General features: G+C 66.9%; 21 protein-coding genes. 12 read left to right on the forward strand and 9 right to left on the reverse strand.

What is annotated here, in order from left to right:
• Window positions 1–22: 22 nt before the first annotated feature.
• Genes pta through AC5ZH6_RS03345 form a run of 4 tightly spaced genes read left to right on the forward strand, consistent with a single transcriptional unit; the run spans window position 23 to window position 5,555 of the window.
• Window positions 23–2,197, forward strand: coding sequence for a phosphate acetyltransferase (gene pta / locus AC5ZH6_RS03330; RefSeq protein WP_006369477.1), 2,175 nt, complete (start codon window positions 23–25; stop codon window positions 2,195–2,197).
• Window positions 2,194–3,405 (forward strand): acetate kinase, encoded by a 1,212-nt coding sequence (locus AC5ZH6_RS03335; RefSeq protein ID WP_006369478.1) that lies wholly within the window; start codon window positions 2,194–2,196, stop codon window positions 3,403–3,405. The genes pta and AC5ZH6_RS03335 overlap by 4 nt, the downstream gene beginning before the upstream one ends.
• A 54-nt stretch (window positions 3,406–3,459) precedes the next feature.
• Window positions 3,460–4,062 carry a TetR/AcrR family transcriptional regulator gene (locus AC5ZH6_RS03340; protein WP_006369479.1) on the forward strand — a complete coding sequence of 201 codons (603 nt, stop codon included), beginning with the start codon at window positions 3,460–3,462 and terminating at the stop codon, window positions 4,060–4,062.
• Window positions 4,059–5,555, forward strand: coding sequence for a flavin-containing monooxygenase (locus tag AC5ZH6_RS03345; RefSeq protein ID WP_006369480.1), 1,497 nt, complete (start codon window positions 4,059–4,061; stop codon window positions 5,553–5,555). The genes AC5ZH6_RS03340 and AC5ZH6_RS03345 overlap by 4 nt, the downstream gene beginning before the upstream one ends.
• Before the next feature lie 509 nt (window positions 5,556–6,064).
• Here AC5ZH6_RS03345 and AC5ZH6_RS03350 read toward each other — a convergent pair.
• The 4 genes from AC5ZH6_RS03350 to AC5ZH6_RS03365 form a co-directional block, all read right to left on the reverse strand.
• Window positions 6,065–7,354 (reverse strand): HNH endonuclease signature motif containing protein, encoded by a 1,290-nt coding sequence (locus tag AC5ZH6_RS03350; RefSeq protein WP_006369481.1) that lies wholly within the window; start codon window positions 7,352–7,354, stop codon window positions 6,065–6,067.
• 428 nt (window positions 7,355–7,782) lie between these two features.
• Complete coding sequence (locus AC5ZH6_RS03355) at window positions 7,783–10,290, reverse strand: tetratricopeptide repeat protein (protein ID WP_006369482.1); 2,508 nt, start codon at window positions 10,288–10,290, stop codon at window positions 7,783–7,785.
• A 6-nt stretch (window positions 10,291–10,296) separates the two neighbouring features.
• Complete coding sequence (locus AC5ZH6_RS03360) at window positions 10,297–11,295, reverse strand: glutamate ABC transporter substrate-binding protein (protein ID WP_006369483.1); 999 nt, start codon at window positions 11,293–11,295, stop codon at window positions 10,297–10,299.
• A complete protein-coding gene (locus AC5ZH6_RS03365) occupies window positions 11,292–12,737 on the reverse strand; it encodes a GlnX family signal transduction membrane protein (RefSeq protein ID WP_006369484.1) in 1,446 nt (481 codons plus the stop codon). The genes AC5ZH6_RS03360 and AC5ZH6_RS03365 overlap by 4 nt, the downstream gene beginning before the upstream one ends.
• 262 nt (window positions 12,738–12,999) lie before the next feature.
• Here AC5ZH6_RS03365 and AC5ZH6_RS03370 point away from each other — a divergent pair, with 262 nt between their 5' ends.
• Window positions 13,000–13,482, forward strand: coding sequence for an NUDIX hydrolase (locus AC5ZH6_RS03370; protein WP_014358686.1), 483 nt, complete (start codon window positions 13,000–13,002; stop codon window positions 13,480–13,482).
• Window positions 13,483–13,497: 15 nt separating this feature from the next.
• Here the strand turns inward: AC5ZH6_RS03370 and AC5ZH6_RS03375 are convergent, their stop codons facing one another.
• Window positions 13,498–13,866 carry a hypothetical protein gene (locus AC5ZH6_RS03375; protein ID WP_006369486.1) on the reverse strand — a complete coding sequence of 123 codons (369 nt, stop codon included), beginning with the start codon at window positions 13,864–13,866 and terminating at the stop codon, window positions 13,498–13,500.
• A gap of 329 nt (window positions 13,867–14,195) precedes the next feature.
• Window positions 14,196–14,897 carry a thiamine phosphate synthase gene (thiE, locus tag AC5ZH6_RS03380; protein WP_006369487.1) on the reverse strand — a complete coding sequence of 234 codons (702 nt, stop codon included), beginning with the start codon at window positions 14,895–14,897 and terminating at the stop codon, window positions 14,196–14,198.
• 177 nt (window positions 14,898–15,074) lie between these two features.
• On the opposite strand from thiE, the gene AC5ZH6_RS03385 reads away from it, so the two are divergent.
• From AC5ZH6_RS03385 to AC5ZH6_RS03410, 6 genes are all read left to right on the forward strand, one after another.
• Window positions 15,075–16,187 (forward strand): FAD-dependent oxidoreductase, encoded by a 1,113-nt coding sequence (locus AC5ZH6_RS03385; protein ID WP_014358688.1) that lies wholly within the window; start codon window positions 15,075–15,077, stop codon window positions 16,185–16,187.
• Window positions 16,184–16,381, forward strand: a complete 198-nt coding sequence (gene thiS / locus AC5ZH6_RS03390) for a sulfur carrier protein ThiS (protein WP_006369489.1) — start codon at window positions 16,184–16,186, stop codon at window positions 16,379–16,381. The genes AC5ZH6_RS03385 and thiS overlap by 4 nt, the downstream gene beginning before the upstream one ends.
• Before the next feature lie 10 nt (window positions 16,382–16,391).
• Window positions 16,392–17,171 (forward strand): thiazole synthase, encoded by a 780-nt coding sequence (locus tag AC5ZH6_RS03395; protein ID WP_006369490.1) that lies wholly within the window; start codon window positions 16,392–16,394, stop codon window positions 17,169–17,171.
• A gap of 93 nt (window positions 17,172–17,264) precedes the next feature.
• Entirely contained in the window at window positions 17,265–18,398 is a 1,134-nt protein-coding gene (locus AC5ZH6_RS03400; protein WP_035727577.1) for an ABC transporter ATP-binding protein, read from the forward strand.
• Window positions 18,395–19,174: a DUF2705 family protein gene (locus tag AC5ZH6_RS03405; protein ID WP_006369492.1), complete on the forward strand. Its 780-nt coding sequence runs from the start codon at window positions 18,395–18,397 to the stop codon at window positions 19,172–19,174. The genes AC5ZH6_RS03400 and AC5ZH6_RS03405 overlap by 4 nt, the downstream gene beginning before the upstream one ends.
• A 65-nt stretch (window positions 19,175–19,239) precedes the next feature.
• A complete protein-coding gene (locus AC5ZH6_RS03410) occupies window positions 19,240–21,840 on the forward strand; it encodes a helix-turn-helix transcriptional regulator (RefSeq protein ID WP_006369493.1) in 2,601 nt (866 codons plus the stop codon).
• A 110-nt stretch (window positions 21,841–21,950) separates the two neighbouring features.
• On the opposite strand, the gene AC5ZH6_RS03415 is transcribed toward AC5ZH6_RS03410, so the two are convergent.
• Window positions 21,951–23,579, reverse strand: a complete 1,629-nt coding sequence (locus AC5ZH6_RS03415) for an HNH endonuclease signature motif containing protein (RefSeq protein WP_094601757.1) — start codon at window positions 23,577–23,579, stop codon at window positions 21,951–21,953.
• 151 nt (window positions 23,580–23,730) lie between these two features.
• On the opposite strand from AC5ZH6_RS03415, the gene AC5ZH6_RS03420 reads away from it, so the two are divergent.
• Window positions 23,731–24,969, forward strand: coding sequence for an ISL3 family transposase (locus tag AC5ZH6_RS03420; protein ID WP_496167762.1), 1,239 nt, complete (start codon window positions 23,731–23,733; stop codon window positions 24,967–24,969).
• Between the two features lie 348 nt (window positions 24,970–25,317).
• Here AC5ZH6_RS03420 and AC5ZH6_RS03425 read toward each other — a convergent pair whose 3' ends face one another.
• A complete protein-coding gene (locus AC5ZH6_RS03425; RefSeq protein WP_006369495.1) occupies window positions 25,318–25,773 on the reverse strand; it encodes a nuclear transport factor 2 family protein in 456 nt (151 codons plus the stop codon).
• A 54-nt stretch (window positions 25,774–25,827) separates the two neighbouring features.
• Window positions 25,828–26,700: an SCO6745 family protein gene (locus tag AC5ZH6_RS03430; RefSeq protein ID WP_006369496.1), complete on the reverse strand. Its 873-nt coding sequence runs from the start codon at window positions 26,698–26,700 to the stop codon at window positions 25,828–25,830.
• Window positions 26,701–26,733: the final 33 nt, after the last annotated feature.

Here is a 26,733-nt window from a genome sequence, read left to right on the forward strand (position 1 = left end):
CAGAACCATTAGGGTTACGGCCATGGGTGCAGAGACGACCACCGCCACCGACGAGGATGGATCGAACGACCGGCCGGTGGTGTCGAGCCCGGAGGTGTCCACCCCGGCGGTGTCCACCAAGGTCTACATCGCCTCGGCCGAGGGCGACACCGGGAAGTCGACCGTCGCGCTCGGTGTGCTGTCGCTGCTGAGTGCGACCGGCGGCCGGGTGGGGGTGTTTCGGCCGATCTCGCGGGCCGGCGCGGGTGAACGCGACTACCTCGTCGAGATGCTCATCGAGCACGCCTCGGCCGACATCGACTATGACGACTGCATCGGCGTCACCTACGACCAGGTACACGCCGCACCCGACGGCGCGATCGCCGAGATCGTGGCCCGGTTCCACGCGGTGGAGGCGCGCTGCGATGCGGTGGTGATCATCGGCTCGGACTACACCGACGTCGGCAACCCGTCCGAACTCGCCTACAATGCGCGCGTCGCCGCCAATCTTGCGGCGCCGATCATCTTGGCGCTCAATGCTTCCGGGCGCACCCCGGTGGAAGTGCGGGAGACCGCCGAGCACCTGCTCGCCGATATCGCCGCCATCCACGCCACCACGGCCGCCGTGATCGCGAATCGGTGTGACCCCGAACAGATGTCGGCGGTGGCGGCCGAGCTGTCGAGGATCTCGGTGCCCACGTGGTGTCTGCCGGAGGAGCCGGTGCTGTTCGCCCCGACGATGGCCGAACTCAAGGACTCGCTGCGGGCGAGTCTGTACAGCGGCGACCCGGAGCTCCTCGATCGGGAGGCGCTCAAGGTCATGGTCGGCGGGATGACCGTCGAGCACATCCTGGAACGGCTGTCCGAGGGCACCGTGGTCATTGCCCCCGCCGACCGCTCGGACGTCCTGCTCGCTCTTGTCAATGCGAATGCGGCACAAGGATTTCCGCGGCTGTCGGGCATCATCCTCAACGGCGGGATGCGACCGCACCCGATGATCGACGCGCTCGTCGACGGTCTGCAGTCGACGCTGCCGATCATCATGTGCGAGCAGGGGACCTACGAGACCGCCCGCACCGCGGCCAATACCCGCGGCCGCGTCGCGGTCGGGTCGGCGCGCAAGATCGAGGCGGCACTGGGATTGATGGAGACCCACATCGATCCCGAGGCGATGATGAAGGTACTCAAGGTGCCGACCCCGGAGATCATGACGCCGCAGATGTTCGAGTACGGGCTGATCGTGCGGGCCCGCGCCGACCGTCGGTGCATCGTGCTGCCCGAGGGTGACGACGACCGAATCCTGCGCGCGGCAGGGCGATTGCTTCGTCGTGGGGTGGTGTCGCTGATCATCCTCGGCGACGAGGCGGCCGTACCGCGCCGCGCCCACGAACTCGGGGTGGATCTCGACGGTGTGCAGGTCATCGACCCCGCGACCTCACCGCTCACCGACGAGTTCGCGCACATCTACGCCGAGCTGCGCAAGAACAAGGGTGTCGACTTCGAGCAGGCGCAGGAACGAATGCGCGACGTGTCGTACTTCGGCACGATGCTGGTCTACACCGGGCGTGCCGACGGTATGGTCTCCGGCGCCGCCCACACCACCGCGCACACCATCCGGCCTGCATTCGAGGTGATCAAGACGACGCCGGGGGTCTCGACGGTCTCGAGCGTGTTCTTCATGTGTCTGGCCGACAAGGTGCTCGCCTATGGTGACTGCGCGATCGTACCCGACCCCACCGCCGAGCAGCTCGCCGATATCGCGATCTCCTCGGCGGCAACGGCTTCCGGGTTCGGCATCGAGCCGCGGGTGGCCATGCTCTCGTATTCGACGGGTAGTTCGGGAACCGGTGCCGATGTCGACAAGGTGCGCGTGGCCACCGATCTGGTCCGCGAACGCGCCCCACAGTTGTTGGTGGAAGGCCCGATTCAGTACGACGCCGCCGTCGAGCCGTCCGTGGCGGCGACGAAGATGCCGGACTCTTCGGTGGCCGGACGCGCGACGGTGCTCATCTTCCCCGATCTGAACACCGGTAACAACACCTACAAGGCCGTTCAGCGTAGCGCCGGGGCGGTCGCCATCGGGCCCGTGCTGCAAGGTATTCGGCGGCCGATCAACGATCTGTCCCGGGGTGCGCTGGTCGACGACATCGTCAACACCGTGGCGATCACCGCGATCCAGGCGCAGAACATGGCGGCAACGAGGCGGCGCGAGGCATGAGCGACCATGTCGCCGGGGCGGTCCTGGTCCTCAATGCGGGCTCGTCATCGCTGAAATACCAACTGGTACATCCCGATACCGAGGTCGTGGTGGCCGAGGGGATCGCCGAACGGATCGGCGACCACGACGGTTCGATCACCCACGAGCAGGACGGCGAGAAGACCACCGAGACCCTCGAACTCCCGGATCACCTCACCGCCATCCGGCGGGTGCGAGAGCTGTTCGCCTCGGGCGGTATCGATCTCGCGAGTGCGGGGCTCTCGGCGGTGGGACACCGGGTGGTACACGGCGGACGAACCTTCTACCACCCGACCCTCATCGACGACCACGTCATCGGCGAGATCCGCCGCATCTCCTCGCTGGCACCCCTGCACAATCCGGCGAATCTGACCGGGATCGAGGCGGCACGCGAAATGCTGCCCGACGTGCCGTCGGTCGCGGTCTTCGACACCGCCTTCTTCCACGGACTCCCCGAGGCGGCGGCGACCTACGCCATCGACCGCGGGGTGGCCAAGCTGCATGCCATCCGCCGCTACGGATTTCACGGGACCAGCCATCAGTACGTGTCCGAGCAGGTGCCGCCGCTTCTCGGCAAGGAACCGTCCGAGGTGCATCAGATCGTGCTACATCTCGGCAACGGTGCGTCGGCGTCGGCGATACGAGGAGGTGACCCCATCGACACCAGCATGGGGATGACGCCGCTCGAAGGGCTCGTGATGGGTACCCGCAGCGGCGACATCGATCCCGGCGTGGTGCTCCATCTGCATCGGGTCGTCAAACTCGACGCCGACCAGATCGATGCCCTCCTCAACAAGAACTCCGGTCTCAAGGGGCTCTGCGGCGAGAACGACTTCCGGTCGGTCACCGAGCGCATCGAACGCGGCGACGAGGCCGCGAAACTCGCCTACGACGTCTACATCCACCGGCTCCGCCGCTACATCGGTGCGTACATGCTCGATCTGGGTCGGGTCGACGCGATCACCTTCACCGCGGGTGTCGGGGAGAACGCTGCGGGTGTCCGCGCCGATGCGCTTGCCGGATTGGAGAACTACGGCATCGTCGTCGATCCCGACCGCAATGCGGAGCGGAGCAGGACAGCGCGACGGATCTCCACCGACGACAGTGCGGTCGCGGTGCTGGTGGTACCGACGAATGAGGAACTCGCGATCGCCCGGCAGGCGGCCGAGGTGGTCGGGGAACGCGCCTGAGTAAACTTACAAGCACTCTGGACTGTTTTTGATTTTGCGGCTACGATCGCCGCTATGGCTGATACCGAAGCCGCCTTCACAGGTGTCGATGCGCCCGCAACCATGCCGCGTACGCAGGCGCAACGGTCGGCGGCGACGCGGGAGAAGGTGCTCGACGCGACCGTCGCCTCGCTGATCGAGCGGGGATACGGGGCGACGACCACCCAGGAGGTCAACCGCCGAGCCGGGGTGTCGCGTGGGGCGCTGCTGCATCAGTTCCCCACGCGGGAGGCCCTTGTGGTCGCTGCGATCGGCCATCTCGTCGATCGACGCAAGGCCGAGATCATCGAACGCGCCGGCGGGGGTGCGGCGGATCTGACGCTGCTCCTCGAGGTGTTCGACGGGCCGCTCTTCTATGCCGCATTGGAATTGTGGGTGGCCGCCCGCACCGACCCGGTCCTGCGGGAAGCGCTGATCCCGGTGGAGGAGCGGATCGCCGGCGAACTCGTCACCACCGGCGTCGCGGTATTCGGCGGCCGGTATTCGACCGAACAGATCGAGCTGGCCGCCGAACTGGCACGCGGCCTGGCGATCTCACGTCTGTTGCGCGAGCCCGACGCCGACCGCGAGTTCGCGCGTCGGATGATCACCATGCTGATGGAGGCATTGAACCGATGAGCACGAACCCTGTGACGGAACCCGATGTTCTGATCGTCGGCGTCGGATTCGGTGGACTTGCCGCGCTGCATCGTCTGCGGACCGACCATCCGGATCTGGCGGTGCTGGCGGTCGAACGCGCCGAGAGCCCCGGTGGCGTGTGGCGCGACAACAGCTATCCGGGTGCCGCCTGCGACGTGCCCACCTCGTTGTACTCGTTGTCGTTCGCCGACAACCCGGACTGGTCTCACACCTACGGACGTGGATGGGAGATCAAGAACTACGCCGAGTCCGTCGCCGCCGAGTTCGTTGATCAGATCCGGTACGGATGCGAAGTGCTCTCTGCCACATGGGACTCCGACGAGCAGCGTTGGTGCGTCGAGACCTCCGAGGGTCCGATACGTTCCCGCTTTGTCATCGCGGCACCCGGTGCGTTGTCGGCGCCGACGATACCTGCGGTCCAGGGGCTCGACGCCTACGAAGGCACCGTCTTCCACACGGCTGCATGGAATCACGCACACGACCTGACGGGTAGGCGGGTTGCGGTGATCGGTAGCGGGGCGTCGGCGATCCAGGTGGTCCCCGAGATCGTCGACAAGGTAGCCGAACTCGTGGTGTTCCAGCGCACGCCCTCGTGGGTCATCCCGCGTCTGGACCGCACCATCGGACCGATGGAACGAGCTGTCTATCAACGATTCCCGAACGCGCACCGGGCCGCCCGGAAGTTCACGTGGCTCACCCACGAGTTCCATGTGTTCGCGATGGCGCACCACCAACGAGTCCTCCGCGCGTTTCGCGCGATCTCGCTCGCGCACCTGCGTCGGCAGGTCACCGATCCGGGGTTGCGCCGGCGACTCACGCCGGACTTCAGCATCGGTTGCAAGCGAATCCTGATCAGCAACAAGTGGTATCCGGCGCTGGCACATCCGCGCACCAGGGTGACCGGTGCTCTCTCCTCGCTGACGCCGACCGGTGCGGTGAGCGCCGACGGTACCGAATTCGACGTCGACACGGTGATCTTCGCAACGGGTTTCACCCCGACGAGTCCGCCGTTGGCCAAGGTCATCGTCGGGCGCGATGGTCGACGACTCGACGAGGTGTGGCACGGTTCGCCGAGTGCCTACCGCGGCGTCGAGGTCCCCGATTTCCCGAATCTCTTTCTGCTGTACGGACCCAACACCAACCTCGGTCACTCGTCGATCATCCTGATGCTCGAGGCCCAGGCCTACTACATCGGGCAAGCCCTGGCGCACCTGAAAGCCGTCGACGCCCCGACCGTCGAGGTCACCGAATCGGCATGTGACACCTACGTCGCCGATATCGACGCCCAGCTGAGTGGCACCGTCTGGAATTCCGGTGGTTGTGGCAGCTGGTATATCGACTCGACCGGCCGCAACTCGGTGATGTGGCCGACCTATACCGGCACCTACCGCCGCATGATGTCGCACTTCGATCCGGCCGATCACATCATCGGGGTGCCTGCCCCGGTCCGCGAACCTGTGGTTCGCTCCTGACGTCCTGTGGCCCGATTCCAGCACCGTAGCAGCCGGTCTCGAGGCTCGCCGCACGCGGCTCGCACCTCGACCATCGGGGAGAACCGTTCACCCTGGTGGCCGTTCCTCCCCGCGCGGGAATGCTCCAGCCCTTCCCATCCGGTGGTCGAGGTGCCGAGGAGCGCCAGCGACGAGCCTCGAGACCCGTTGCGCCGAAGGGCATCCGGGCCGTCGTGGTCCGATTCCAGCACCGTAGCAGTCGGTCTCGAGGCTCGCCGCACGCGGCTCACACCTCGACCATCGATCTGTGATGCTCCGCCCTTCCTGCCGATGGCCGTCCTGCCCCGATGGTCGAGGTGCCGAGGAGCGCCAGCGACGAGCCTCGAGACCCCTTGTGCCGAAAGGACTCCGGGCCACAGTCGGCACAACACCTCGACCATCGGGAAGGGACTTCTCTATGGAGTTCTCAAACAACAGATGCGGTCCCGGCCGGGCCGGGTGCGGGGAATCAGGTTGTGGGGCAGCGTAGGTCAGGCTGCGGTGTCGTCGAGCCGCATGGTCCGTCGGTGATACGACGGCACGGGTCGTCGTTTCGGATCGATGCTGGCGGGTGGGATCAACCAGGGGTGTCGGTCGAATCCCATGATGATGTCCCATCCGTGGTGGTGCACATCATCATGACAACTGCTGCAGAGTAGACAACCGTTGTCGAGGTCGGTGGGCCCACCATCGGCCCAATGCTCGAGGTGGTGTCCTTGGCAGCGTCCGGCGTGTGCACCGCATTTGATGCACCCGCGATCCCGCACCAGCAACGCTTTGCGTTGGCCGGGGGTGAAGAAGCGTTTCGCCTCGCCCACACTGAGCGGTACCCCGTTGGAATCGAGCATGATTTTCGTGATGGTGGTGTCACACGACAGCAGTTTGGCGGTGGCTTCGGTGATGGCACCCATGTTCTGCAAGTCGCCGCCGAGCGCGGGGTTGTCGGCTGACCAGGTCCACAACAGGCCGTTGGTGGGTTTCGCCGAGAACGTGGTGTCGGCCAAGCCTTGTGCCGCCAACTCCACGATCGTCTCGAACGCGGCAGCACAGATCTGTTCGGGCGTCCGCGGATCCGGGGAGCCATCCGGCTGAGGCTTAGGCGCCGCCAAGGTTTCCATCAAAGTCCTGGTTTTCTCGCCCGCGATGATGTCGAGGTTCGCCGAGATCTCCAACCGGCCGTCGTCGGTGATGCGGTCGGTGTAGGAGTTGATCGACTTGTCCTCCGCGGCCGGTAACCCACCGGGTGTTTCGGCCGCCAACTCGTTCCCCAACTGTCGCGCGTAGGTGATGATCTCGGCGGGAGTGAATCCGGCGAAGTAGTGCGACAACAGTTTCCGCAGGTATTCACAGCGTTGCACGGTGTCCATAGGTTCGGGGCAACGCGTGTCGATGTGCGCCAACCCGCGCACGATCGCATCCACATGTTCGGACGAGATGGACCCGTCCGCCGCGTGCGCCAACAACAGATCCACATCGGTGGTGGCCGAGATCCGCACATACCGACCTGCGACGGCCGGTGCGAAACCCATGCTGATCAACAACTCCCGCAAACGGGTGGTCTTGTGGTCGGCGACACCCAGCCGGTCCATCTCTCCGGTGAGGGTGGTGGCGTGATGATCGACCAGATTGCGGAGCAGCAGGACTTGTTTCATCGCACCGAAAGCCTGGGGCCCGGTCATGTCCGGATTCCATTGCAGGTCGCTGAGTTGGGTGACGATGTTGGCGAAGATCGCTTCGGCGTCAACGGTTTCCGCGTCGAGGACTGTAGTGGTGTCGATCATGGGCCCCTCCCCAGTGGCTGATCGGTGTGATGGCTCCAGTGTACATCGCCAGGGTGTTCGACGCAAGGGGCGGTTTGATCAATTCTGCTTGTGGACAACGTGTTTCGCCGTCAATTTTCTGTCGGTAGGGTGTGATAAGGGTGCGGTTTTCGTTTGCCACGCTTTCGATGTGGTTGGGAGGCTGGTTGTCTCGCCGGGTCTCGAGGCTCGCCGCACGCGGCTCGCACCTCGACCATCGGGGAAGAGGGATTCGCGACGGTCGGGTGGGGCGGGTTACTCGACCATCGGGGAGGAGGGTCTCGAGGCCCGGCGCCTGGGGCGCCGTGCACCTCGACCATCGGGGATGAAGGTCTCGAGGCCCGGCGCTTGGGGGCGCCGTGCACCTTGACCATCGAGAGGGAAGGAGTCGACCTTCTCGGGCGACGAGATCAGAAAAGGCTATCGGGCCGAACGTAATTGGCGAGATCGACGAGGAGGAAACGGTTGTCGCGGTTGTTGCGCATCTGCCGGGCGAGGGTGCGCAGTGAGCGCTCGGTACCGGCACGGAGTCCGCGCTCGGTGAAGGGAACGCCGAGCAGGGTGGCGGGATCACCGGCTTCGTCCTCGTGCTCCATGATCCACCCCATCGCGGTACCGAGAACGATCAATTGCAGGCGCGATTTCCGTGGCTCGGAGTCCGGCATCGCCTCCAGTCGTCGTGCCGCCTCCACGAGTTGACGCTTCTGTACGAGTTCGGGGGCGCGTCCGTGGACGAGGGCGAGGACGGCGGTGGCGCGAGCGGTGTTGTAGTGCCGACTGGTCGGCGGGACCTCGTCGAGCGGTTCGATGGCGGCGTCGAAATCGCCTCGGGCGACAGCCAGGCGTGCGAGACCGAAAGCGGCGGTGACGATGCTGTGGTCGGTCAACCACAGGTCGTGATAGAGCCGGTCGGCCACGTCGTACATCTCGGCGATGCGCGCATCCGGGGACTCCTCGGGCTCCTCTTCGCTCGGATGCTTCTCGTCGGTCAGCCAGCGACCGATGATCTCGGCGGTTCCCGCGGCGGCGAGTTTCGGGGCCACCTCACCTGGCATCGCCTGTAGCACCTCGGTGAATCGTTCGTGGGCGAGCTCGGGTTCGTCGTTCATGAGGGCGCAGATCCCCATGTACCAGTCCACTCGCCAGGACTCACCGTGCTGCGCGGTCACGTTCTGCAGCACCGACAGTGCGGTGTCGACGTCGTCGAGTTCGAGGTGTGCGCGGGCCTCGGCCAGATCGATCTCCAGCGACGGGTGCGCGTTGTTCGATCGTCGACCCAGTAGCGACGAGAATCCCTCGGCCCGTGCCGCATTGATGGAATCAAGGGTCTGTCGGGGATCGGACAACGCTGCCGAGTTGAGAAGTCCCGCAGCCGGGTCGGTGGGATTGACCAACGGCACGGGCAGGGCATGGGCGATGTCGACGGGGTCGTAGAACGCCGCGAGATCGGGATCGAAGAAGCCGTCCACCGGCGCCAGCATGAGATCGGTGCCGAAGGTGGAGCGCTGCGGGGTGAACACAGTCGACAGTGAGGGCCGCGGCACCCCGGTGTGTACCGCGACGGTCTCGCGGAGCACGTTGAGCATCTGGGTGGTCATCTCCTCGGCCGAGGAGAATCGCTCTGCCGGATCGGTGGCCGTGGCACGTTGCAGCAGAAGATAATACGACGGATTCTCGGCGAGGACCGGGGTGGTCTCCGGGTCGGGCAGCCCGTCGAGATATCGCCCCTTCTCCATCGGCATGTCGAGGGTGAGCACCGCCAGCGTGCGGCCGATGCTGTAGATGTCGGTGACCACCTGCGGCCCGGTCTGCACGATCTCCGGAGCCTGGAAACCCGGTGTGCCGTAGAGGTGCCCGTATCCGTTGATCGCCGACACCGCACCCAGATCGATGAGCTTGACCTCGTCGCTGGAGACCATCACGTTCTCCGGTTTGACGTCGTTGTACACCAGTCCCACCGAATGCAGATACCCGATCGCCGGTAGCACCTCGAGGATGTAGGCCATCGCCTGCTCGATCGGCATCACCCCATGCGTACCGCCGGAATCGGCTCCGGCGGAAGTGATCTGCTTGAGGGTCTGGCCACCGATGTACTCCATCACGATGTAACCGAAACGCTCGTCGTCGGCGGTGACGTGCTCGACGAAGTTGTAGATCTTGACGATGCCGGGATGATTCACCGATGCCAGGAACTGCCGCTCGGCCAAGGCGACCTGTTGCGCCTCCGAATCCGAGGAATTGAGAAGACCTTTGAGGACGACGGGTCGGTCGGACACGTTGCGGTCGATTGCCAGATAGATCCATCCCAGTCCGCCGTGTGCGATGGCGCCGGCGATCTCGTACTGGCCGGCGACCACGGTCCCCGGCGCCAGTCCGGGTACGAACGAATAGCGGGCACCACAGTGGGGGCAGGTGCCGGCGAGATCTCCGGCGCCCTCGCCGTCGTTGCGACCCACCGGACGCCCACATCGCCAGCAGGTGCGCTTGCCCTCGGGGATGACCGGAAAGTCCAGAACGGCGTCGGCGGGCTCGATGTCGACGACCTTCGGCAGTTCGACCAGCCCGGTACCGAGCCGCCGATCATGGACCTGCGGACGGCGTTTGGGTACCAGGCGCCGGGTGTGGCCCACCGAGGCCAGCGCCTCGGTGGGGATGACCGGCCCCGACCGCACGACGGGATCGGTGGAGCCCGTCACCGGGGAGGTGGTGGTGCGGCCACCCGACGAGGTCATGCCCGTGTCGACGAGCGCGGCGAGATCTGCCCGCTGGGTGCCGGGATCGAGATCGGTCGGATCGGCTCGCTGCGTACCCACGTCGAGGTCACCGAGATCAGCTCGCTGCGTACCGATATCGAGGTCGGCCGGGTCCACCCGTTGCGTGCCGACCTCGGCGTCGGTGCGGTCGTCGTGTTCGGTCATCGTCGCTCAGTCCCGATAAATCGCTTGTGGTGGACCGTAACCGGGGCCGATGTTGCTCAGCCACCGGTTGTAGATGGCGTACCAGCGACCGTCGGCCACGGCCTGCGCGAGCACGCCGTTGACGAAACGCACCATGTCGTCGTGCCCCTGGGGGAGCCCGATGCCGTAGTACTCCGAACCGAACCCCGGGCCCACCATCTGCACCCATGGATCCTGTGCGGCGAGGCCGGCGAGGATCGCGTCGTCGGTGGTGACGGCGTCGACCTGACCTTGCTGCAACATCACCAGACAGTCGGCCCAGGTGACGGTCGTGATCATCTTGGCACGTGGCTGCTCGGCCTGCATCCGTCCGATCGAGGTGGCCCCGCGGGCCGAACACACCCGCTTGTCGGCCAGCCCGTCGACATCGGTGATGCCGGAGTTGCGCAGCACCAGTATGCGTTGCGAGGCAATGTAATACGGGGTCGAGAAGCTGACCGACGCCAACCGGTCACAGGTGATCGACATGGTCTTGACCACCATGTCCACCGACCCGCTGCGCAGCGCGTCGATGCGATCGTTGGAGCTGAGCACCCGGAACTCGATGCGGTTGGGGTCGCCGAAGATCGCCTGCGACACCTCGCGCGCGAGGTCGACGTCGAAACCCTGCAGGTCGCCGCTGATCGGGTCACGGAAGCTGAACGGGTTGGAGCCGATGTCGGTGCCGACGATGAGTCGCCCGCGCGCCGCGATCGCCGCCATGGTGCTGCCCGGCGGCATCTGCTTGGGCTCCGGCATCGGATCGGGCGGTCGCAGGCTGGCCGTCGCGTTGCACGCGTCGGCGTCGGGGACCGGTTCGGTGGTCGTATCGGTTTCCGCGCCCGGCGGGGTCGGGGTGATGGCCTGCGCCGCGGGCGGTGGCGAGTCGGGTGCGGTGAAGGTGACGCAAGCGGTGGTGAGCAGGCCGCACGCGAGCAGCGCGGCCGCGACGACGCCACCGCGGCCGTGGACTACCCGGCGCCTCATCGGTACTCCCGAACCCGCGGCACCAGGCCGAGAGCCAATGCCACGGCGGCGAACACGGTCAACACCAGAATCCCCGACCCGGTGTATCCGATGACCCGCTGAGCGGTGTTGATGTCGTCGCGGAACGACGTCCGGGTGGTGGTGATGGCGTCGGTGAGCGATGAATCGACCGCGGCGTAACTGCTCGCGGTGCTCTGCGGGTCCGCGCCGATGGTGAGCGTTCGGGCCTGCGCGAAGTCGCCGCGCTCGATGGCCGCGCGCGTCTGCTGATCGGACTCGCGCCACTGATCGAGGGCGGTCGTGATGGACCGAACCTGGGTGGTGGTCAACGCGCCGGCGTCAGAACTCGTCTGACCACCGAGGTCGGCGAGGATCGTGCTGATACCGGCGGTGGCGCCGGAGAAGGTCTGATCGAGATCGGACTGATCGGTGCGCTGCACCAGCGACAAGGTCTCGGCCGAACGCGCCTGCTGGGTGAGGATGCGGGCCTCGGTCAGTTGCCGCAGCGGGTCGGCGCCGTCGGTCTTCGCCGAATTGGTGGCGGCCACCGACGCCAGCCCCGACACCAACAGCCAGACCAGTCCGCCGAGAATCGCGGTCAACGCGGCGACCACCCCGATGTTGAAGCGACGGCGGGTGCGTTTGGTGAGGAACCGCGAGGTACCGATCAGCGCGAGCGCGAGGACCAGCAACCCGAAATACACCCCGTAGGGCGGGATGGTCAGGGTGCGTTGGGGATCGGCGATGGCGTCGGATCGGCGCTCGTAGAGGCGCTGCGCCGCGGGCAGGATCTGATCGTGCATCACCGCCGACGCCTGCCCGAGATAGGCGCTGCCCACCGGGTTGCCGAGCCGGTTGTTGGTGCGCGCGGTCTCGATGAGTCCGCTGTAGACGGGGATCGTCGTCGCCAGGGTCTGCAGGTCGGCGTTGACCGCGCGATCGTCGTCGTCGGTGTCCTCGCCGGGCGCCCCCGAGGTGCCTGCGGCCTTCATCAATGACGCCGACGCGGTGGCCAGCGCATTCGAATAACGGCTACGCAGATCGGGGGACTCCAGGCCACCGGAGATGAACGCCGAGTTGGCCGAGGCGTCGGCGATCGACAGCGAACTGTAGAGCACCTGTGAGGCCTCGGCGAGCGGCTCGCCCTGGTCGATCATGTTCTTCAGCGCGTTGGTGCGATCCTGCAGCACGGTCGATCCGTACCAGCCCACGCCCAGGATGGCGAGTACGAGCACCACCCCGATCATCACCAGCTTCCCGGGGGTGGTGCCCGCGTAGTGGCGCATCGTGGCCAACGGTGATTGGGTTCGGTTGCGGCCCAGCGACATCAGCTCGCGGCGGTCGGCGAGAACCTGACGGATGGGTGGCGACGACGCGTTGGGCCGGATGGTCTTGCCCGCACGGGTGAGCACCGTCCGCACGGGAGATGCCTGGCCGGTCACCACACGATCCCTTCTGGCTCGTCGGTCGTTCGTGTCGTTGTCCTCGCCCCGGCATCCCCGTCCGAAGCGACGACGTGGCCCCCTCGGGTCTATCGCCTCTTCGGTGCCGGTCTGTTTCCACCCTAACCGCGCGCACGTGACCTCGGCCTCACCACGCGGTGGTGTTTCGGCGAACCTGGCCCTGGTGGCCCCACTCACATACGGTGGAGGTCGGCGGCGAATCCCGGAGAGCCCGGATCGTCGGTCGGCGTCAGGAGTCGCGGTGCGTGGAGACGGGGACGGCTGGGTCATCGACACCGATGGGTCACGGTATTGGGGTGTCAACGGGGCGGCCGGATTACTGCTGCGCACCCTGCAACCCGACGGCCGCACACTGATATTGCTGCAACATCGCGCGGTGTGGTCGCACCAGGGCGGCACGTGGGGACTGCCCGGTGGTGCGCGCGACTCGCACGAGAGTGCCATCGACACCGCGCTGCGCGAAGCGCAGGAAGAAGCAGGTCTCGACCCCGCCGACGTCGAGGTGGTCGCCGCGCTGGTCACCCACCGCGCCAAGGGCGGCTGGACTTATACGACCGTCATCGCCGACATCGACGAACCCGTGCGGACCATCGCGAACGGCGAATCGGCGGAACTGCGCTGGGTCGACGAGGCCGACGTCGACGAGTTGCCGCTGCATCCCGCGTTCGGTGAGGCCTGGCCCGGACTGCGGGACCGGATCGCCGCGCTCGATCCGCAGAACTGAACGGCGCCCGGTCGTCTACCGGGGTAGCAGCCGGTTGGCGCCGGCGATGAGGGCGTTGACGTTGGCTTCGTCGCCGGTCGCGCCGTCGCCGTAGGCCCAGCACTGCCGGTCGTCGCGCTCGCACAACAGGAATGCCGCGAACCCGCGATCGGTCGGGCGCTGGTGCAGCGAGACGATCGACACCGGGGCGCCGAGGTCGTGCAGGATCGAGGTCATCGCGCCGACCGGTCCGGTCGCGGTGGCCGACATCGACATGATGCGGTCGGCGTAGGCCATCGTCGCGCGGCATTCGATCATGTCGGCCGGTGCGGGGGTGATCGAGAGCGAGCCGAGCCGGATCGTGCCGGTATCGGCGTACATCTCGGTGAATTCCTGCCAGGTCATGCCGTCTGCCTCCTCACGGATACCTCGGGGGAGTCGCGTCGTGAGCGGGCCGCGGGAACGCGGATTCGCGCTGCCGGGCGACTCGGTACAGGAACAGGGTGCGGGAGAAAGGTGACGGCTGTGCATCGTGGATCATCGTTTCGGTCGAAGAGAAGATGACCGACGAGAACGCGCAACGACCCCGCAGCGGGGGGTCGGTCAGATCAGACCCCGCTGCGGCGGGTTACGAGCGCGATTCGTGTGCACATGATCGGGCCACTCTAACGCCGCAGCACACCCGCGGGCAAGGGAGATCCGGGTGTCCGCGGGCCCGACGCTGTCGAAGTGATCTACGCCAGACCGGCGCGCAACTGCGCGGCCGCGGCCGCGGGGTCGTCGGCGGCGGTGATCGCGCGCACCACCACCGCGCGACGGGCACCGGCGTCGCGGACCTCGGGCAGCCGCGCGGAGTCGATGCCGCCGATGGCGAACCACGGCTTGGATACACCTGCGACCTCGCGCACCAGACCGAGCCCGGGGGCTGCGCGCCCGGGCTTGGTCGGGGTCGGCCAGCACGGACCGACGCAGAAATAGTCGACGGCGTCGTCGGCGATCGCCGCGTGGGCCTGGTCGGGATCGTGGGTGGAGACCCCGACGATCACGTCGTCGCCGACGATGCGCCGCGCCTGCTCAGGCCGCAGATCACCCTGACCGAGATGCAGGACGTCGGCGCCGGCGAGCAGCGCGATGTCGGCGCGATCGTTGACCGACAGCAACGCCCCGTGTGCGTCGACGACGCCGCGCATCTCCGCCAGGATCGCCAACTCCTCACCGGCCTCGAGAGCCCCGAACTCCCGCTCACCGGGAGATCCCTTGTCGCGCAACTGGATGAGGTCGACACCACCGGCCAGGGCGGCGTCGACGAACTCCAGTAGATCTCCGCGTTCGCGTCGGGCGTCGGTGCACAGGTAGAGCCGCGCGGCACGCAGACGTGCCCGCCGTGGATCGTCGGTGGGGTCGCCGTCGCGCGCAATCCGGTTCTCTCGGGGCATGTCTCACAGGCTAGGGCACGGGCGTACCCGCACCCATCGCCGCGCTGTTAGGGTGGAGGACACGACACGGGAGTCCGGGGTACGCCGGGCTGAGAGTGCGGGACGCCCCCGCTGACCGTCACACCTGATCCGGATCATGCCGGCGAAGGAAGGACTGCAGAGCATGAGCACCCGAGCATGACCCCCGCCGACCGCACGGACACCGCGGGCGGCGCACGCCGCACCCTCGCCGTTGTCGGCGGCGGAATCATCGGGTTGACCTGCGCACTTGCCGCCGCCGATGCGGGCTGGCAGGTCACCGTCGTCGACGCCGGCCGAAACCGGCGCGCGGCGTGGGTGGCCGGCGGGATGCTGGGCTCCCTCGGCGAGGGCCACCCCGGTGAGGATGCGTTGCTCGCGATCTCCGAGCGGTCGGTCCGCCGATGGCCGGCGTTCATCGAGCGACTCGGCGACCCGCGGATCGCCACCGCCGCCGACTCGCTGTTCGTCGCGACGACCACCGCCGACGCGGCCTACCTGACCCAACTCGCCGACTTCGTGTGGTCGACCCGCCCGCACGCCGTGGATCGGCTCAGCCGCATCGACGCCGCCGGGGTCCGGGCACGGGAACGGGCGATCGGCGCGCGGGTGCGCGGCGGCTATCTCGCGACAGGCGAAGGGGCCGTGGACAATCGGCGACTGCTCGCCGCCCTCGAGTCCGCGTTGGTCGCCGCCGGTGGCCGCATCGGCACGGGCCGGGTGACCGATCTCGCCGACCTCGACGACGCCGATCAGATCCTGCTCGCGGCGGGCGCCGGGCTGGCCGATCTGTGGCCCGCAGCGCCGATCCATCTCGCCAAGGGTGAGGTGCTGCGGCTGCGCGCCGACCGCATGACGGTGCCACCTCCACGTCATGTGATCCGGGCGCGGGTCGACGGGCGCATGGTGTATCTGGTGCCCCGTCACGACGGAATCGTGGTTGGCGCAACCCAATACGAGGGTGACATCGAGGAGTGGCGCTCGGGCGAGCCGCTGCCGCAGGCCGTCGGCGTCGCCGAGTTGCTCGCCGACGCGATCGAGGTCTTCCCCGGTGCCCGCGATTATGCGCTCGTCGAGGCGACAGCGGGATTTCGGCCGTGTTCACCCGACGGATTGCCGATCATCGAGCGGCTCGACGAGCGGACCGTCGTCGCCGGCGGCCATGGGCGCAACGGAATCGTGTTGGCGCCGTACACCTCCGAGGTGTTCCTGGAGTTACTCGCCGACGACGGGGCGCTCGTCGGCGTGCGCGAGGAGAGGAGTACGACATGACGATCACGGTCAACGGTGCCGACAGCCCGCTTCGTCCGGGTGGTTCGGTGCGCGACCTGTTGACATCGATGGGTTTGCCGGACAAGGGGATCGCGGTGGCCGTCGACGGCACGGTGGTCCCGCGCAGCCGATGGGACACGGTCCTCGATGACGGTGCCACGGTGGAGGTCGTGACGGCGGTGCAAGGTGGTTAGTACCACGAAGGTGGCGCCGACCGACGGTTCACCGGACACCGATGTCCTGCGGATCGCCGACCGCGAGTTCACGTCCCGACTGATCATGGGTACGGGCGGGGCGAGCACCCTCGACGTGTTGTCACGTGCACTGGTGGCCTCCGGTACCGAGCTGACGACCGTCGCGATGCGGCGGGTCGACGCCGGTAGCACGACCGGCGTCCTGGATGTGTTGCGGCGCCTGGGGATCGCGCCCCTGCCGAACACCGCGGGCAGCCGCACCGCGGCCGAGGCGGTCCTGACCGCGCAACTGGCCCGAGAGGCGTTGGAGACGTCATGGGTGAAGCTCGAGGTGGTCGCCGACGACCGCACGCTGCTCCCCGACCCCGTCGAACTGCTCGACGGCGCAGCGCAGTTGGTCGACGACGGCTTCACGGCGCTCGCCTACACCAACGACGATCCGGTGCTCGCGGCGCGACTCGAGGATCTCGGGGTCGCCGCGGTGATGCCGCTGGGTTCGCCCATCGGCACCGGGCTGGGAATCCGCAATCCGCACAACATCGAGATGATCGTGTCGGCCGCCGGGGTACCGGTGGTCCTCGACGCGGGCATCGGTACGGCCAGTGACGCCGCGTTGGCAATGGAACTCGGTTGCGACGCAGTTCTTCTGGCGTCCGCGGTGACGCGAGCCGACGATCCCGAGCGGATGGCGGCGGCGATGCGGCACGCGGTCACGGCCGGGCGATTGGCCGCCACCGCGGGCCGGATTCCCCGTCGGCGATGGGCGCTGGCCTCCTCACCGGAGCTCTGACTTGCGCCGTTCGTCGGACGGGCCACTCGTCCGACGGTGCGGGGTCATTCGATGGCAGGCCTGTGGTAACGCACGGTGTGTAGTGTCGTCGGCATGCTGAGTGTCGAGAACCTCACCAAGGACTTCGGCAACGTCCGTGCCGTCGACAACCTGTCGTTCGAGGTCCGCCCCGGGGTCGTCACCGGCTTCCTCGGCCCGAACGGCGCCGGGAAGTCCACCACGATGCGGATGATGCTGGGACTGGACCGGCCGACGTCGGGCCGCGCCACCATCAACGGCAAGCCCTACCGCGAGCTCGACCATCCGCTGCGTCAGGTCGGCGCGCTGTTGGACGCGAAATGGGTGCACCCCAACCGAAGTGCGCGCTCGCACCTGCGGTGGCTGGCCGCGAGCAACGGGATCCCCGCAACGCGGGCCGACGAGGTGCTCGAGACCGTCGGCCTGACACAGGTGGCCCGCAAACGCGCCGGTGGCTTCTCGTTGGGTATGTCGCAGCGGCTCGGGCTGGCCGGCGCGCTGCTCGGTGATCCGCACACCCTGCTGTTCGACGAGCCGGTCAACGGGCTCGACCCGGAGGGCATCGTCTGGATTCGCAACTTCATGAAATCCCTGGCCGCCGAGGGTCGTACGGTCCTCGTGTCGAGTCACCTGCTCACCGAGATGGCACTGACCGCCGAGCGGTTGGTGGTGATCGGTCAGGGGAGATTGATCGCCGACAGCTCGGTGTCGGATTTCACCGCGTCGGCGCGCACGGTCGTGCGCGTCCGTACCCCGCAACCCGAACAGCTTCACTCCGCATTGGTCTCGGCCGGACTGTCGCCGCGCCCCGAGCAGGACCCGCAGGGGCGGCCGGTGCTCGCCCTCGACGACATCACCACCGACCAGGTCGGCGACGTCGCCGCGGCCGCGGGCGTCACCGTGCACGAACTCGTCGCGCAGACCGCCTCGCTGGAGGAGGCGTTCATGGCGATGACCGCCCACGCCGTGGAGTACCACGGCGGTAACGAGCATCCGGGCGCCGCCGTGCCGCCGCCTGCACCTGCGCCGGGTTTCGGTCCGGGCCCCGGCCAGGCGCCGGGTCAGCCGGGCCAGTGGGGGCCACCCGCACAATTCCCGCCCGGCCAGTACCCACCCGACCAGTACCCACCCGACCAGTACCCACCCGGGCAGTACCTACCGCCTGGTGGTCACCAGCAGCACGGTCCTCAGAACGGGGGACACCGATGATCGAGTTGTTGCGCGCCGAGCAGATCAAGCTCACCTCCATCCGCTCGCCCTACTGGTGCATGGGCCTTGTGGTGATCCTCAGCCTCGGCGTCACCGGACTGTTCGCGGGTCTGGCCAGCAATGTCAACGAGACCGCCGGGCCCGGCGCCGCCACATCGACCTCGGCCGGTGTCGACGGCTCCGCGCTGACCGTCGCCCTTCTCGGGCTCAACCAGTTCGCCGTCATCGTCCTGATGATCATGGCCGTCCTCGGGATCACCAGCGAATATCGGTTCTCGACAATCCGCGCGACATTTCTCGCGGTGCCCAAGCGGACCTCGGCGTTGCTGGCGAAGGCCACGGTGTACGTGTCGTTGACCTTCGTCACGATGCTGGTCCTCACCGTCATCTGTGTGGGCATCCTGGTCGCGGGCATCGGTGGCTTCGGCTTCGGCGACGCCACCGTCGTCCGGCAGATCTGGGGCGTCCCCGTCTACGCGGCGCTGTGTGTGCTGCTGTCGATGGGGGTCGGCGCGCTGGTGCGGCAGACGGCCGGCGCGATCTCGATCGTGCTGGTGTGGATGCTCGTCGTGGAGACCATCCTCGGCGCGGTGCCCAAGGTGAAGGACTGGATCGGGCCGTTCCTGCCGTTCGCCAACGGGTCCCGCTTCCTCTCCGGGGCCACCGCAGGCGATGACTATCACTGGAATTCCGGGGTCTCGCTGGTGTACTTCGCGGTGTGGGCGGTTGTGGTCTTCGTTGCCGGGGTGTGGTTGGCGAACCAGCGCGACGCGTGAGCCGCCCCCGTCGAACAGCTGAACCAGAGCTGCGTTTTAGCTGATAAAAGGACTAAAATACCCACATGGCGAACTGGCCTCTGGTCCAACGCGAGAAAGAATACCGAGCCATCTCCGCCGCCCTGCGGGACGAGACCGCGGTCTGCGGTGTGGTGTTGACCGGTGATTCCGGCGTCGGCAAGACAACGCTCGCGCGGCACGTCACGGCCGGGATCGGTGCGGGTGTGCGATGGGTTGCCGGGACCGAATCGGCCCGCTCGATCCCGCTCGGTGTCTTCGCCCACCTCGTCGGCCCGGCGACGTCGAGCGATCCGGTCACCTATCTCGCGGCGGCCCGTGAGTCGTTGCTCGCCGGCGGTAATGCGGTCATCGGCGTCGACGACGCGCATCTGCTCGACGAGCTCTCGGCCACGCTGCTCCATCAGCTCGCCATCGACCGCGCCGTGCACATCGTGGCGACCGTTCGCAGCGGCGAGTCCGTCCCGGACGCGGTGACGTCGCTGTGGAAGGACAACCACCTCCTGCGGATCACCTTGTCGCCGTTCACCAAAGAGCAGAGCGTGGAGTTGGTGGAGTCGGTTCTCGGTGGCCAGCTCGAGGAGCACTCGGCCGATCGTATGTGGGCGGCGTCGGGAGGCAACGCGCTGTTCCTGCGGCATCTCGTCGACGGCGCGCGCCAGGCGAACACCCTGCGTCAGGTCAACGGCGTGTGGCAGTTGCGCGGGCGCGCCGCGATCACCTCCGAACTCGCCTCACTGCTCGACGGGCGCATCGAACAGCTCGACGAGGCGGTGCTGACCGCGCTGAAGTATCTCAGCCTGTGCGAACCGTTGAACCTCGACGTGCTGGCCGAGGTCGCCGGCGAGGAGGCGGTCGAGCAGGCCGAGATCGACGGGCTCGTGCGCATCGAGCGGGAGGGCCGCGAACTCAATGTCGGCTTCCACCACCCACTGTTCGGCGAGGTGATCCGGCGCAGGCTCGGTTTCGCGTCGTCGCGGCGGTTGCGCGGGAATCTGGTGCGGGCGTTGCGTGAACGTCCGCTCGCGACCCCGTTGGACCGCATCCGGCTGGCCGAACTGGCACTGGAGAGCGACACCTCGGCGGTTGATCTGGGCCTGTTGTCGGCGGCCGCCGACGACGCGCTCAACCTCGCGCAGACACCGATGGGAGAACGTTTCGCGCGCGCGGCGATCGAGGAGGGCGGCGGCCCGGCCGAGGCCGAATTGCTCTCCCGGGCACTCATGTGGCAGGGCCATCCGCACGAGGCCGAGGACATTCTCGCCCACATCGACACCACCGGACTCGACGCGCCGCTGCGACTGCGGATCGGGCTGCAGCGCGTCGGCAACATGTTCTGGGTGATGAATCAGGCCGAGCGTGCCGAGGAGATCCTCGAGAAGGTGCGTGCCGAGGTCGACGACGAGAATCTGCTGCGCATCGTCGACGGCATCGCGTCGGCGTGCGCGCTGTTCGAGAACCGGATCGCCGACGCGATCGCACTGTCCGACGTTGCGCTGGAGTCCCCGGACGCCCTGCCGTGGGCGGTCGAGTGGGGAGTCTTCGGCGGGATGTTGTCGCGGGCATTGTCCGGTCGCGGTGATGAACTCGATCCGCTGGCCCGTCGCGCACGTGAGGCCGAACGCTACACCGACGGGCTGCTCCGGTATCCCGCAGGCATCGGTGAGATCCTCGGGCTGATCCTGTCCGGGCGACTCGACGCGGCCGGCGACGCGGTGCAGCGCTACGTCGCATTCGCCAACACCGCACAGTATTTGAGCTGGGCGATGTCGGGAATCCTGGTGTCGGCGGTCGAGTTGGCGCGCGGTGACTGTGCGTCGGTGGTGCGGCGTATCGAGCAGACCCTGGCGACCCTCGACGGCGACGAGTATTCGGCGTCGTGGAACTTCCCCGCGTATGTCTTTCTCGCCCAGGCGCTCAGTGCGTTGGGCGAGGCGACCCGCGCCGAGGAGGTGCTGGGTCGGGCACGCGCTCGGGACGGGTTGCACGTCGCGGTGTTCCGGCCGATGCTGTGGATCGCCGAGGCGTGGCAGGCCGCGGCCGCCGGCACCGTGTCCATCGGCATCGAACGTGCCTGGGCGGCAGCAGAATTGGCGGCCAAGACCGGGCAGCTCGCCGTGGAGGCGGAGGCGCTGCACACCGCGGTGCGTTTCGGGGATGCCAGCGCCGGCCCCCGCCTGGCCGAACTGGCCGAGCAGATCGACGGCCCGCTCGCGGGCCTCTACGCCCGCCACGCTGCGGCGTATGCTGCCGGCGACGGCATCGAACTCGATGTCTGCGCAGCCGATCTCGAGAAACTCGGCCGTCGGCTGTCGGCGGCCGATGTGGCCGCACAGGCCAGCGCCGTCCACGATCGTTCGGGTCGACGGTCGGCGACGGTGGCATCCTCGTCCATGGCCAACCGGCTGGCCGCCGCCTGCGGCGGACTGCGCACCCCGGCGCTCGTCGAGGCCGCCCAGCCGTTGCCGCTGACCACCCGCGAACGTGAGATCGCCAACCTCGTCGCCTCCGGCCTCTCCAACAAGCAGATCGCCGCACGGCTGACCGTCTCGGTACGCACCGTCGAGGGTCACATCTACCGAGCCTGCACCAAACTCGACGTCACCGATCGCGACGGCATCGCCGATCTCATCCTGCGCGAACGCTGACCATCGGGGGTGTACCGGACGTTGCTCGGTGGTCGAGGTGCGAGGCGCGTGCGCCGAGCCTCGAGACCCGGTGAGTCACAGCTGGTTCCATCCCACAGACAAAGAAGTCGTCACCGCGGGTAGGTGACAATCACCTGCCCACTCCGTCGGCTCCGCCACTCCACCCGCCGATCCAGAAAGAGCGTCGGCACCCACTCGGCGAGATGTTTGCGCTGATGATCAGCCCGACACAACGGGATCAGATCACCGAGCACCGTCCAGCCGCCGGCCTCGGGGTCGGTGTGGTTGAACGGCCGCCAATGATCGAGGTCGCACAGGTGGGACGGCATACCGCAGTAGGGGTATCGGCACCAGGAGTCGTTGGCCAGCACCTCAGCGCGCAACTTTGCGCTGGGTGCATGGGTCAATGCCCCAGGTGGTGGCACGGTGTGACCACCGTGTCCAGTCGGATCCGCCGGCGGGGCCTGTGCGCGGTCGGAGATCTGCGGGATCAACGGCCCAGCCGTGCGCACGGATTCGGGATAATGGATGGTCTTCGCGACCTCGGACAGGGTGGCCGCGTAGTCGGGGTCGATCGGCCCGTACCCCTGCAACCGGGGCACGAGAATCCCGTCAGGGTCCTTCAACACCGTCAACACAGGTGCGCCGGGCACCACCAAAGCCCGCCCGAACGCCACCGGAACCTCATCCGGCCTCGGCTCATCCATGGGGTCGGGGATCTCGGGTTCGACGACCAGCTCCACCACATCGACAGGTTCCTGCGCCCGCGCATTGGAAGGGGCCGGCGCACTGGAAGGTTCGACATCCTCGACTTCAGGCGCATCCGCGTCAGCGGGTTCGGGCATCAGGTCGTCCCACTCTGCCGCGTCCTCGGCGTCAGAGGGTGTTTCGGCAGACCCGTTGCTGTCGGTGCCGCCACCTCGTTTCGGGCAATCATCTTGTCCGCATTCACAGTCGAGGTGCGCCCCCGGGACGCCGGTGATCTCACCAAGTGCGATCACCCGCAGCGACCCCACTCGACGCGGGTCCATGCGGCAGGTCCGTTCATCGATGAGCGCGTTGATCTGCGTTGTGAGAAACACCCCATAATGCGCGGGAACAACCGCACCCAGAGCGGAGTGCCCGGCAACGTCTGGGGTGATGGTCACGTTCCCCACCAGATCGGTGAGGGTGTCACGGTCCTCGATGACACTGTCGGGGTTCATCGAAATCAGTGCGGCGTCGAGTTGTTGCGACAGCACTGGGTCGGTGGTGGCGCGGGATCCGTAGTCCAGGACGATCTCTTCGAACGACATCTCCGATTCGTTACCGGACTCATCACCGGTGTCGGTGTCCGCGCCACGTTGGGCGGCGCGCGCCATGATCGAGGCCCGGTTGGTGGAGAGTTCCCCGTTCAGATAGGCGGCGCGGATGAGCGGGACCTTCTCCAACAGATCCGCCAGAGCAATCCAGTTGCCGGCCTTACTGCGAGAGATCTTGAACTGCAGAGACACTTCGGCGCGTGCGAGTTTGTCGGCGTGCTCGATCACCGAGCCCCACACCTCGACCTCGGACTGGCCCGCCAAACGCTCGCGATACACCCGCTCCGCCAGCGCGGCGGCAGCAAGCACCGTCCGGGCTTCGTATTTGCGGGACTCGCGTAGCAGGTCCGGGCCGGTCTCGGTGAGCTCATCGCGCGACATGGCTGTGATCGCGGCAGCGTCGGCATCCGGGTCGGTGAACGTCAACGTCGTCGACACCCGAAACCTCCCCTCCCACGATCGGACTTGATGAGAACAAGTGTGGCGCTTCTCATGTTGAAGTGGGTTATGCACAGCGCGCCTAACGGGCGCAACGCCTTCTCTCACATAGGTTTTGAGTTGCGAAGATCAATACCTAGAGGAGTCGGCGTTGCGCACTGTGAGTGTACTGCAGAAGGTCCTGGGATTGCAGAAATCCCGTGTGGTCGGTGTTCGGTTCGACACCGATGACGGTGGCGAACTTATTGTCTTCACGGTGCAGTTGCATCAACGGTCCGCTGGGCGGTGTCCGCACTGCCAGAAGCGTTGTGGTCGTTACGACCAGCGTGGTGCGAATCGGCGGTGGCGGCATCTGGACCTGGGAGGATGGCGGTGCTTCGTCGAGATGGTGTGTGTTCGGGTGTCGTGTCCGTCACATGGTGTGGTGACCGAATCTGTGCCGTGGGCGCGGGCTGGGGCGCGGATGACCAGGGCATTTGACGATCAGGTGGCATGGCTGGTGGCGCACTCTCCGATGTCGTCGGTGCAGGAGATGATGCGCGTGTCATGGGCGACGGTGTCGCGGATCGTAGATCGCGTCGTCGCTGATCACCTTGGTCGGACTGACCGGTTGAATGGTTTGCGGCGCATCGGTATCGATGAGATCTCCTATCGCAAGGGTCGGCGTTATCTGCTTGTCGTTGTTGATCACGACACCGGCCGTATGGTCTGGGCCGGCGAAGGAGCGACCAAGGAGACCTTGAACCGATTCTTTGATGAACTCGGGCCGCAGCGGACCCGGGAGCTTACCCATGTCAGTGCCGATGGAGCCGATTTCATCGCTACCGTGTTGGCGCAACGAGCACCTGAGGTCTACGTGTGCATGGATCCGTTTCACGTGTTGCAGTGGGTTTCTCAAGCCATGGATCGGTGTCGGTCGCGGGTGTTGAGCCGGATTGACGGACTCTCGCAGGCCGATCGCAAACGTCTGCGCTGGGCATTATTGAAGAATCCGGAAGATCTGACCGCTGAGCAGGAACATGCCCGCCAGATTGTCATCACTGCCGCAAACGATGTGTTGGCGCGGGCTTATCAGCTCAAAGAGCTTCTCCGTCAGATACTTACGAGGAAGTTCGGCCGTACCTGGCAACGGTTGCGGCGCTGGCTCGCCGAGGCTGACAATAGCGGCATCAGTGAGATGCAGACGGTCGCTCGGTCGGTCCGGGCCCGCGAAATACAGATCTACAACGCTGTCACCTGTGAGATGTCTAACGGTCGTGTGGAAGCCAACAACACTCACCTACGCGCATTGACAAAGCGGTCGTACGGATTTCACAGTCCCGAGGCGCTCATCGCGATGGCAACACTGACCCGAGGCGGTGCGTGTCCGGCCCTGCCACAACAAAACTGACCCACTTTTGGGTGAGGAGAGCCACAAGTGTACGAAGGGGTACCGACAAAACCGGTCCGACGATCGCCACACCGGAGAAATCTGTGGACAAGAATTTTCGCGCGCGTCGACTGGGGATCAATGTGGTTGCGATACTTGTCATCTCGCCGGGTCTCGAGGCTCGGCGCTAGCGCGCCGAGCACCTCGACCATCGGGGGAAGGGTCGACCATCGGTCAGGAAGCGGCCGTCGCCCGTTCCGATGGTCGAGGCCTCGGGACCCCTCTCGCCGGTGAGTATCCGGGCCACAGTGATCCGAAATCGGCAGCGGCAACAACGCTGCCCACTGTTACGTCGGAAAGACGCTGAGCTCACTCGCCGGTCCGGATTGCCGGCCCCACCTTCAGGGTGAAGCCGGGGATCGCGGCGAGTGGGACGTGGGCCTCATAGGTGCGGTCGTATCCGGTCGCGCAGATCCGCCAACCGTCTGCCGTGCGGCGGTAGGTGTCGTCGTAGAACGCGGCGCCGATGAGCATGAACTCGAAGTCGGGCACGATCACCCGATCCGACAGGTACCAGCGCCCATGCGCGATATCGCCGGACACCTCGATCTCCGGATGCGAGACGCGATGCTCGGTGATCACCCCGGGCCCCACCGACGTCCGCATGAAACCGACCAGTTCATCCCGAGCGGTGAAGCTCAGGGAGTCGCCGTACTCGCCGGTGACGTCGTCGGTCAGCGTGTCGGCGAAGGTGTCCCAGTCCTTGGTGTCGAGGGCACGGAGGTATCGGTACTTGAGCGCTTCGATGGCGGCGACGTCGTTCACCCTTCGAGGACTACCGCACCGTCATGGCCGACGACCCCGGAATCGCCGAGTTGATCAGCTTTTCCGGGCCGTCCCCGGCAGCACGCCGGCGTCGATGACCGCCTTGACGTACGGCCGGATCGCCTGCAGCGCGTCGTCGAGTTCGGGTCGGGCCCAGAACTGCTCACCGAGAGCATCGGTGGTGGCCTCGACGTCGTCGTAGAGCGCGGCACCTGCGGCGGTCAGTCGATGGCCGTCATCGGTGCGTTCGGCCAGACCACGTTCGACGAGCCGATCCACCGACGCCTCCCAGTCCTGCCCCGACCACCCGCGGGTGAGCAGCGTCATCTCCCGGCCCATCGACCGCCGGCGCACCGTCGGATCAGGAAGTGTGGCCTCATGGAAGACCGCGGCGTCGATGCCGTTGAGACCACTCACGACCAGTGCGGCAATGTGGTTGTCGCCGCGCCATTCTCGCAGTATCGCGACCGCGTGCCAGAGTCGGAGGTGCGCAGCGTTGGGAGCCGGCGACTCCGCCCACGCCGCGGCCAACGGACGACCTGTGTAGGGCAGCGTACGCCCGGCGTCGGCGAAGACATCGGCCAGACGAGCGATCTCCGGGTCGTCGGCGCGTTCGCCGAGGATGGTCCGCAATTGCTCGTCGAGCATCGTCCATCGCGCCTGCGACACCCGCTCGAGGCCGCACGCCACCGCCTTGGGCCAGCTCTTCGCGATCGAGGTGGGAGCAAAGTTGAAGAAGGCCGAGGTGACCACCGTAGGCGCGCACTCGCCGAGTGGTGCCCCGCGAGCACCGACATAGAACGCGTGCGGATTCAGGCCCGTGGCCTCCTGTGCGGCACCGAGACCGGGGTTGAAGTAGGCGAGGATGTGAAAGGGCTCGAGCGTCTCGTACGCGCGGCGCGCGTGCGAGATCTGGTCAGACGACATGCCTCACACGTTTGCCGCTGACCGGTCCGGGTG

It is taken from the genome of Gordonia sp. YC-XJ4, assembly GCF_059511865.1.

Bases quoted from the DNA above. Each gene is read 5' to 3' on its own strand.
- pta (WP_006369477.1), top strand. From the start codon at position 23: ATGGGTGCAGAGACGACCACCGCCACCGACGAGGATGGATCGAACGAC.
- AC5ZH6_RS03335 (WP_006369478.1), top strand. From the start codon at position 2,194: ATGAGCGACCATGTCGCCGGGGCGGTCCTGGTCCTCAATGCGGGCTCG.
- AC5ZH6_RS03340 (WP_006369479.1), top strand. From the start codon at position 3,460: ATGGCTGATACCGAAGCCGCCTTCACAGGTGTCGATGCGCCCGCAACC.
- AC5ZH6_RS03345 (WP_006369480.1), top strand. From the start codon at position 4,059: ATGAGCACGAACCCTGTGACGGAACCCGATGTTCTGATCGTCGGCGTC.
- AC5ZH6_RS03350 (WP_006369481.1), bottom strand. From the start codon at position 7,354: ATGATCGACACCACTACAGTCCTCGACGCGGAAACCGTTGACGCCGAA.
- AC5ZH6_RS03355 (WP_006369482.1), bottom strand. From the start codon at position 10,290: ATGACCGAACACGACGACCGCACCGACGCCGAGGTCGGCACGCAACGG.
- AC5ZH6_RS03360 (WP_006369483.1), bottom strand. From the start codon at position 11,295: ATGAGGCGCCGGGTAGTCCACGGCCGCGGTGGCGTCGTCGCGGCCGCG.
- AC5ZH6_RS03375 (WP_006369486.1), bottom strand. From the start codon at position 13,866: ATGACCTGGCAGGAATTCACCGAGATGTACGCCGATACCGGCACGATC.
- thiE (WP_006369487.1), bottom strand. From the start codon at position 14,897: ATGCCCCGAGAGAACCGGATTGCGCGCGACGGCGACCCCACCGACGAT.
- AC5ZH6_RS03385 (WP_014358688.1), top strand. From the start codon at position 15,075: ATGACCCCCGCCGACCGCACGGACACCGCGGGCGGCGCACGCCGCACC.
- thiS (WP_006369489.1), top strand. From the start codon at position 16,184: ATGACGATCACGGTCAACGGTGCCGACAGCCCGCTTCGTCCGGGTGGT.
- AC5ZH6_RS03400 (WP_035727577.1), top strand. From the start codon at position 17,265: ATGCTGAGTGTCGAGAACCTCACCAAGGACTTCGGCAACGTCCGTGCC.
- AC5ZH6_RS03405 (WP_006369492.1), top strand. From the start codon at position 18,395: ATGATCGAGTTGTTGCGCGCCGAGCAGATCAAGCTCACCTCCATCCGC.
- AC5ZH6_RS03410 (WP_006369493.1), top strand. From the start codon at position 19,240: ATGGCGAACTGGCCTCTGGTCCAACGCGAGAAAGAATACCGAGCCATC.
- AC5ZH6_RS03430 (WP_006369496.1), bottom strand. From the start codon at position 26,700: ATGTCGTCTGACCAGATCTCGCACGCGCGCCGCGCGTACGAGACGCTC.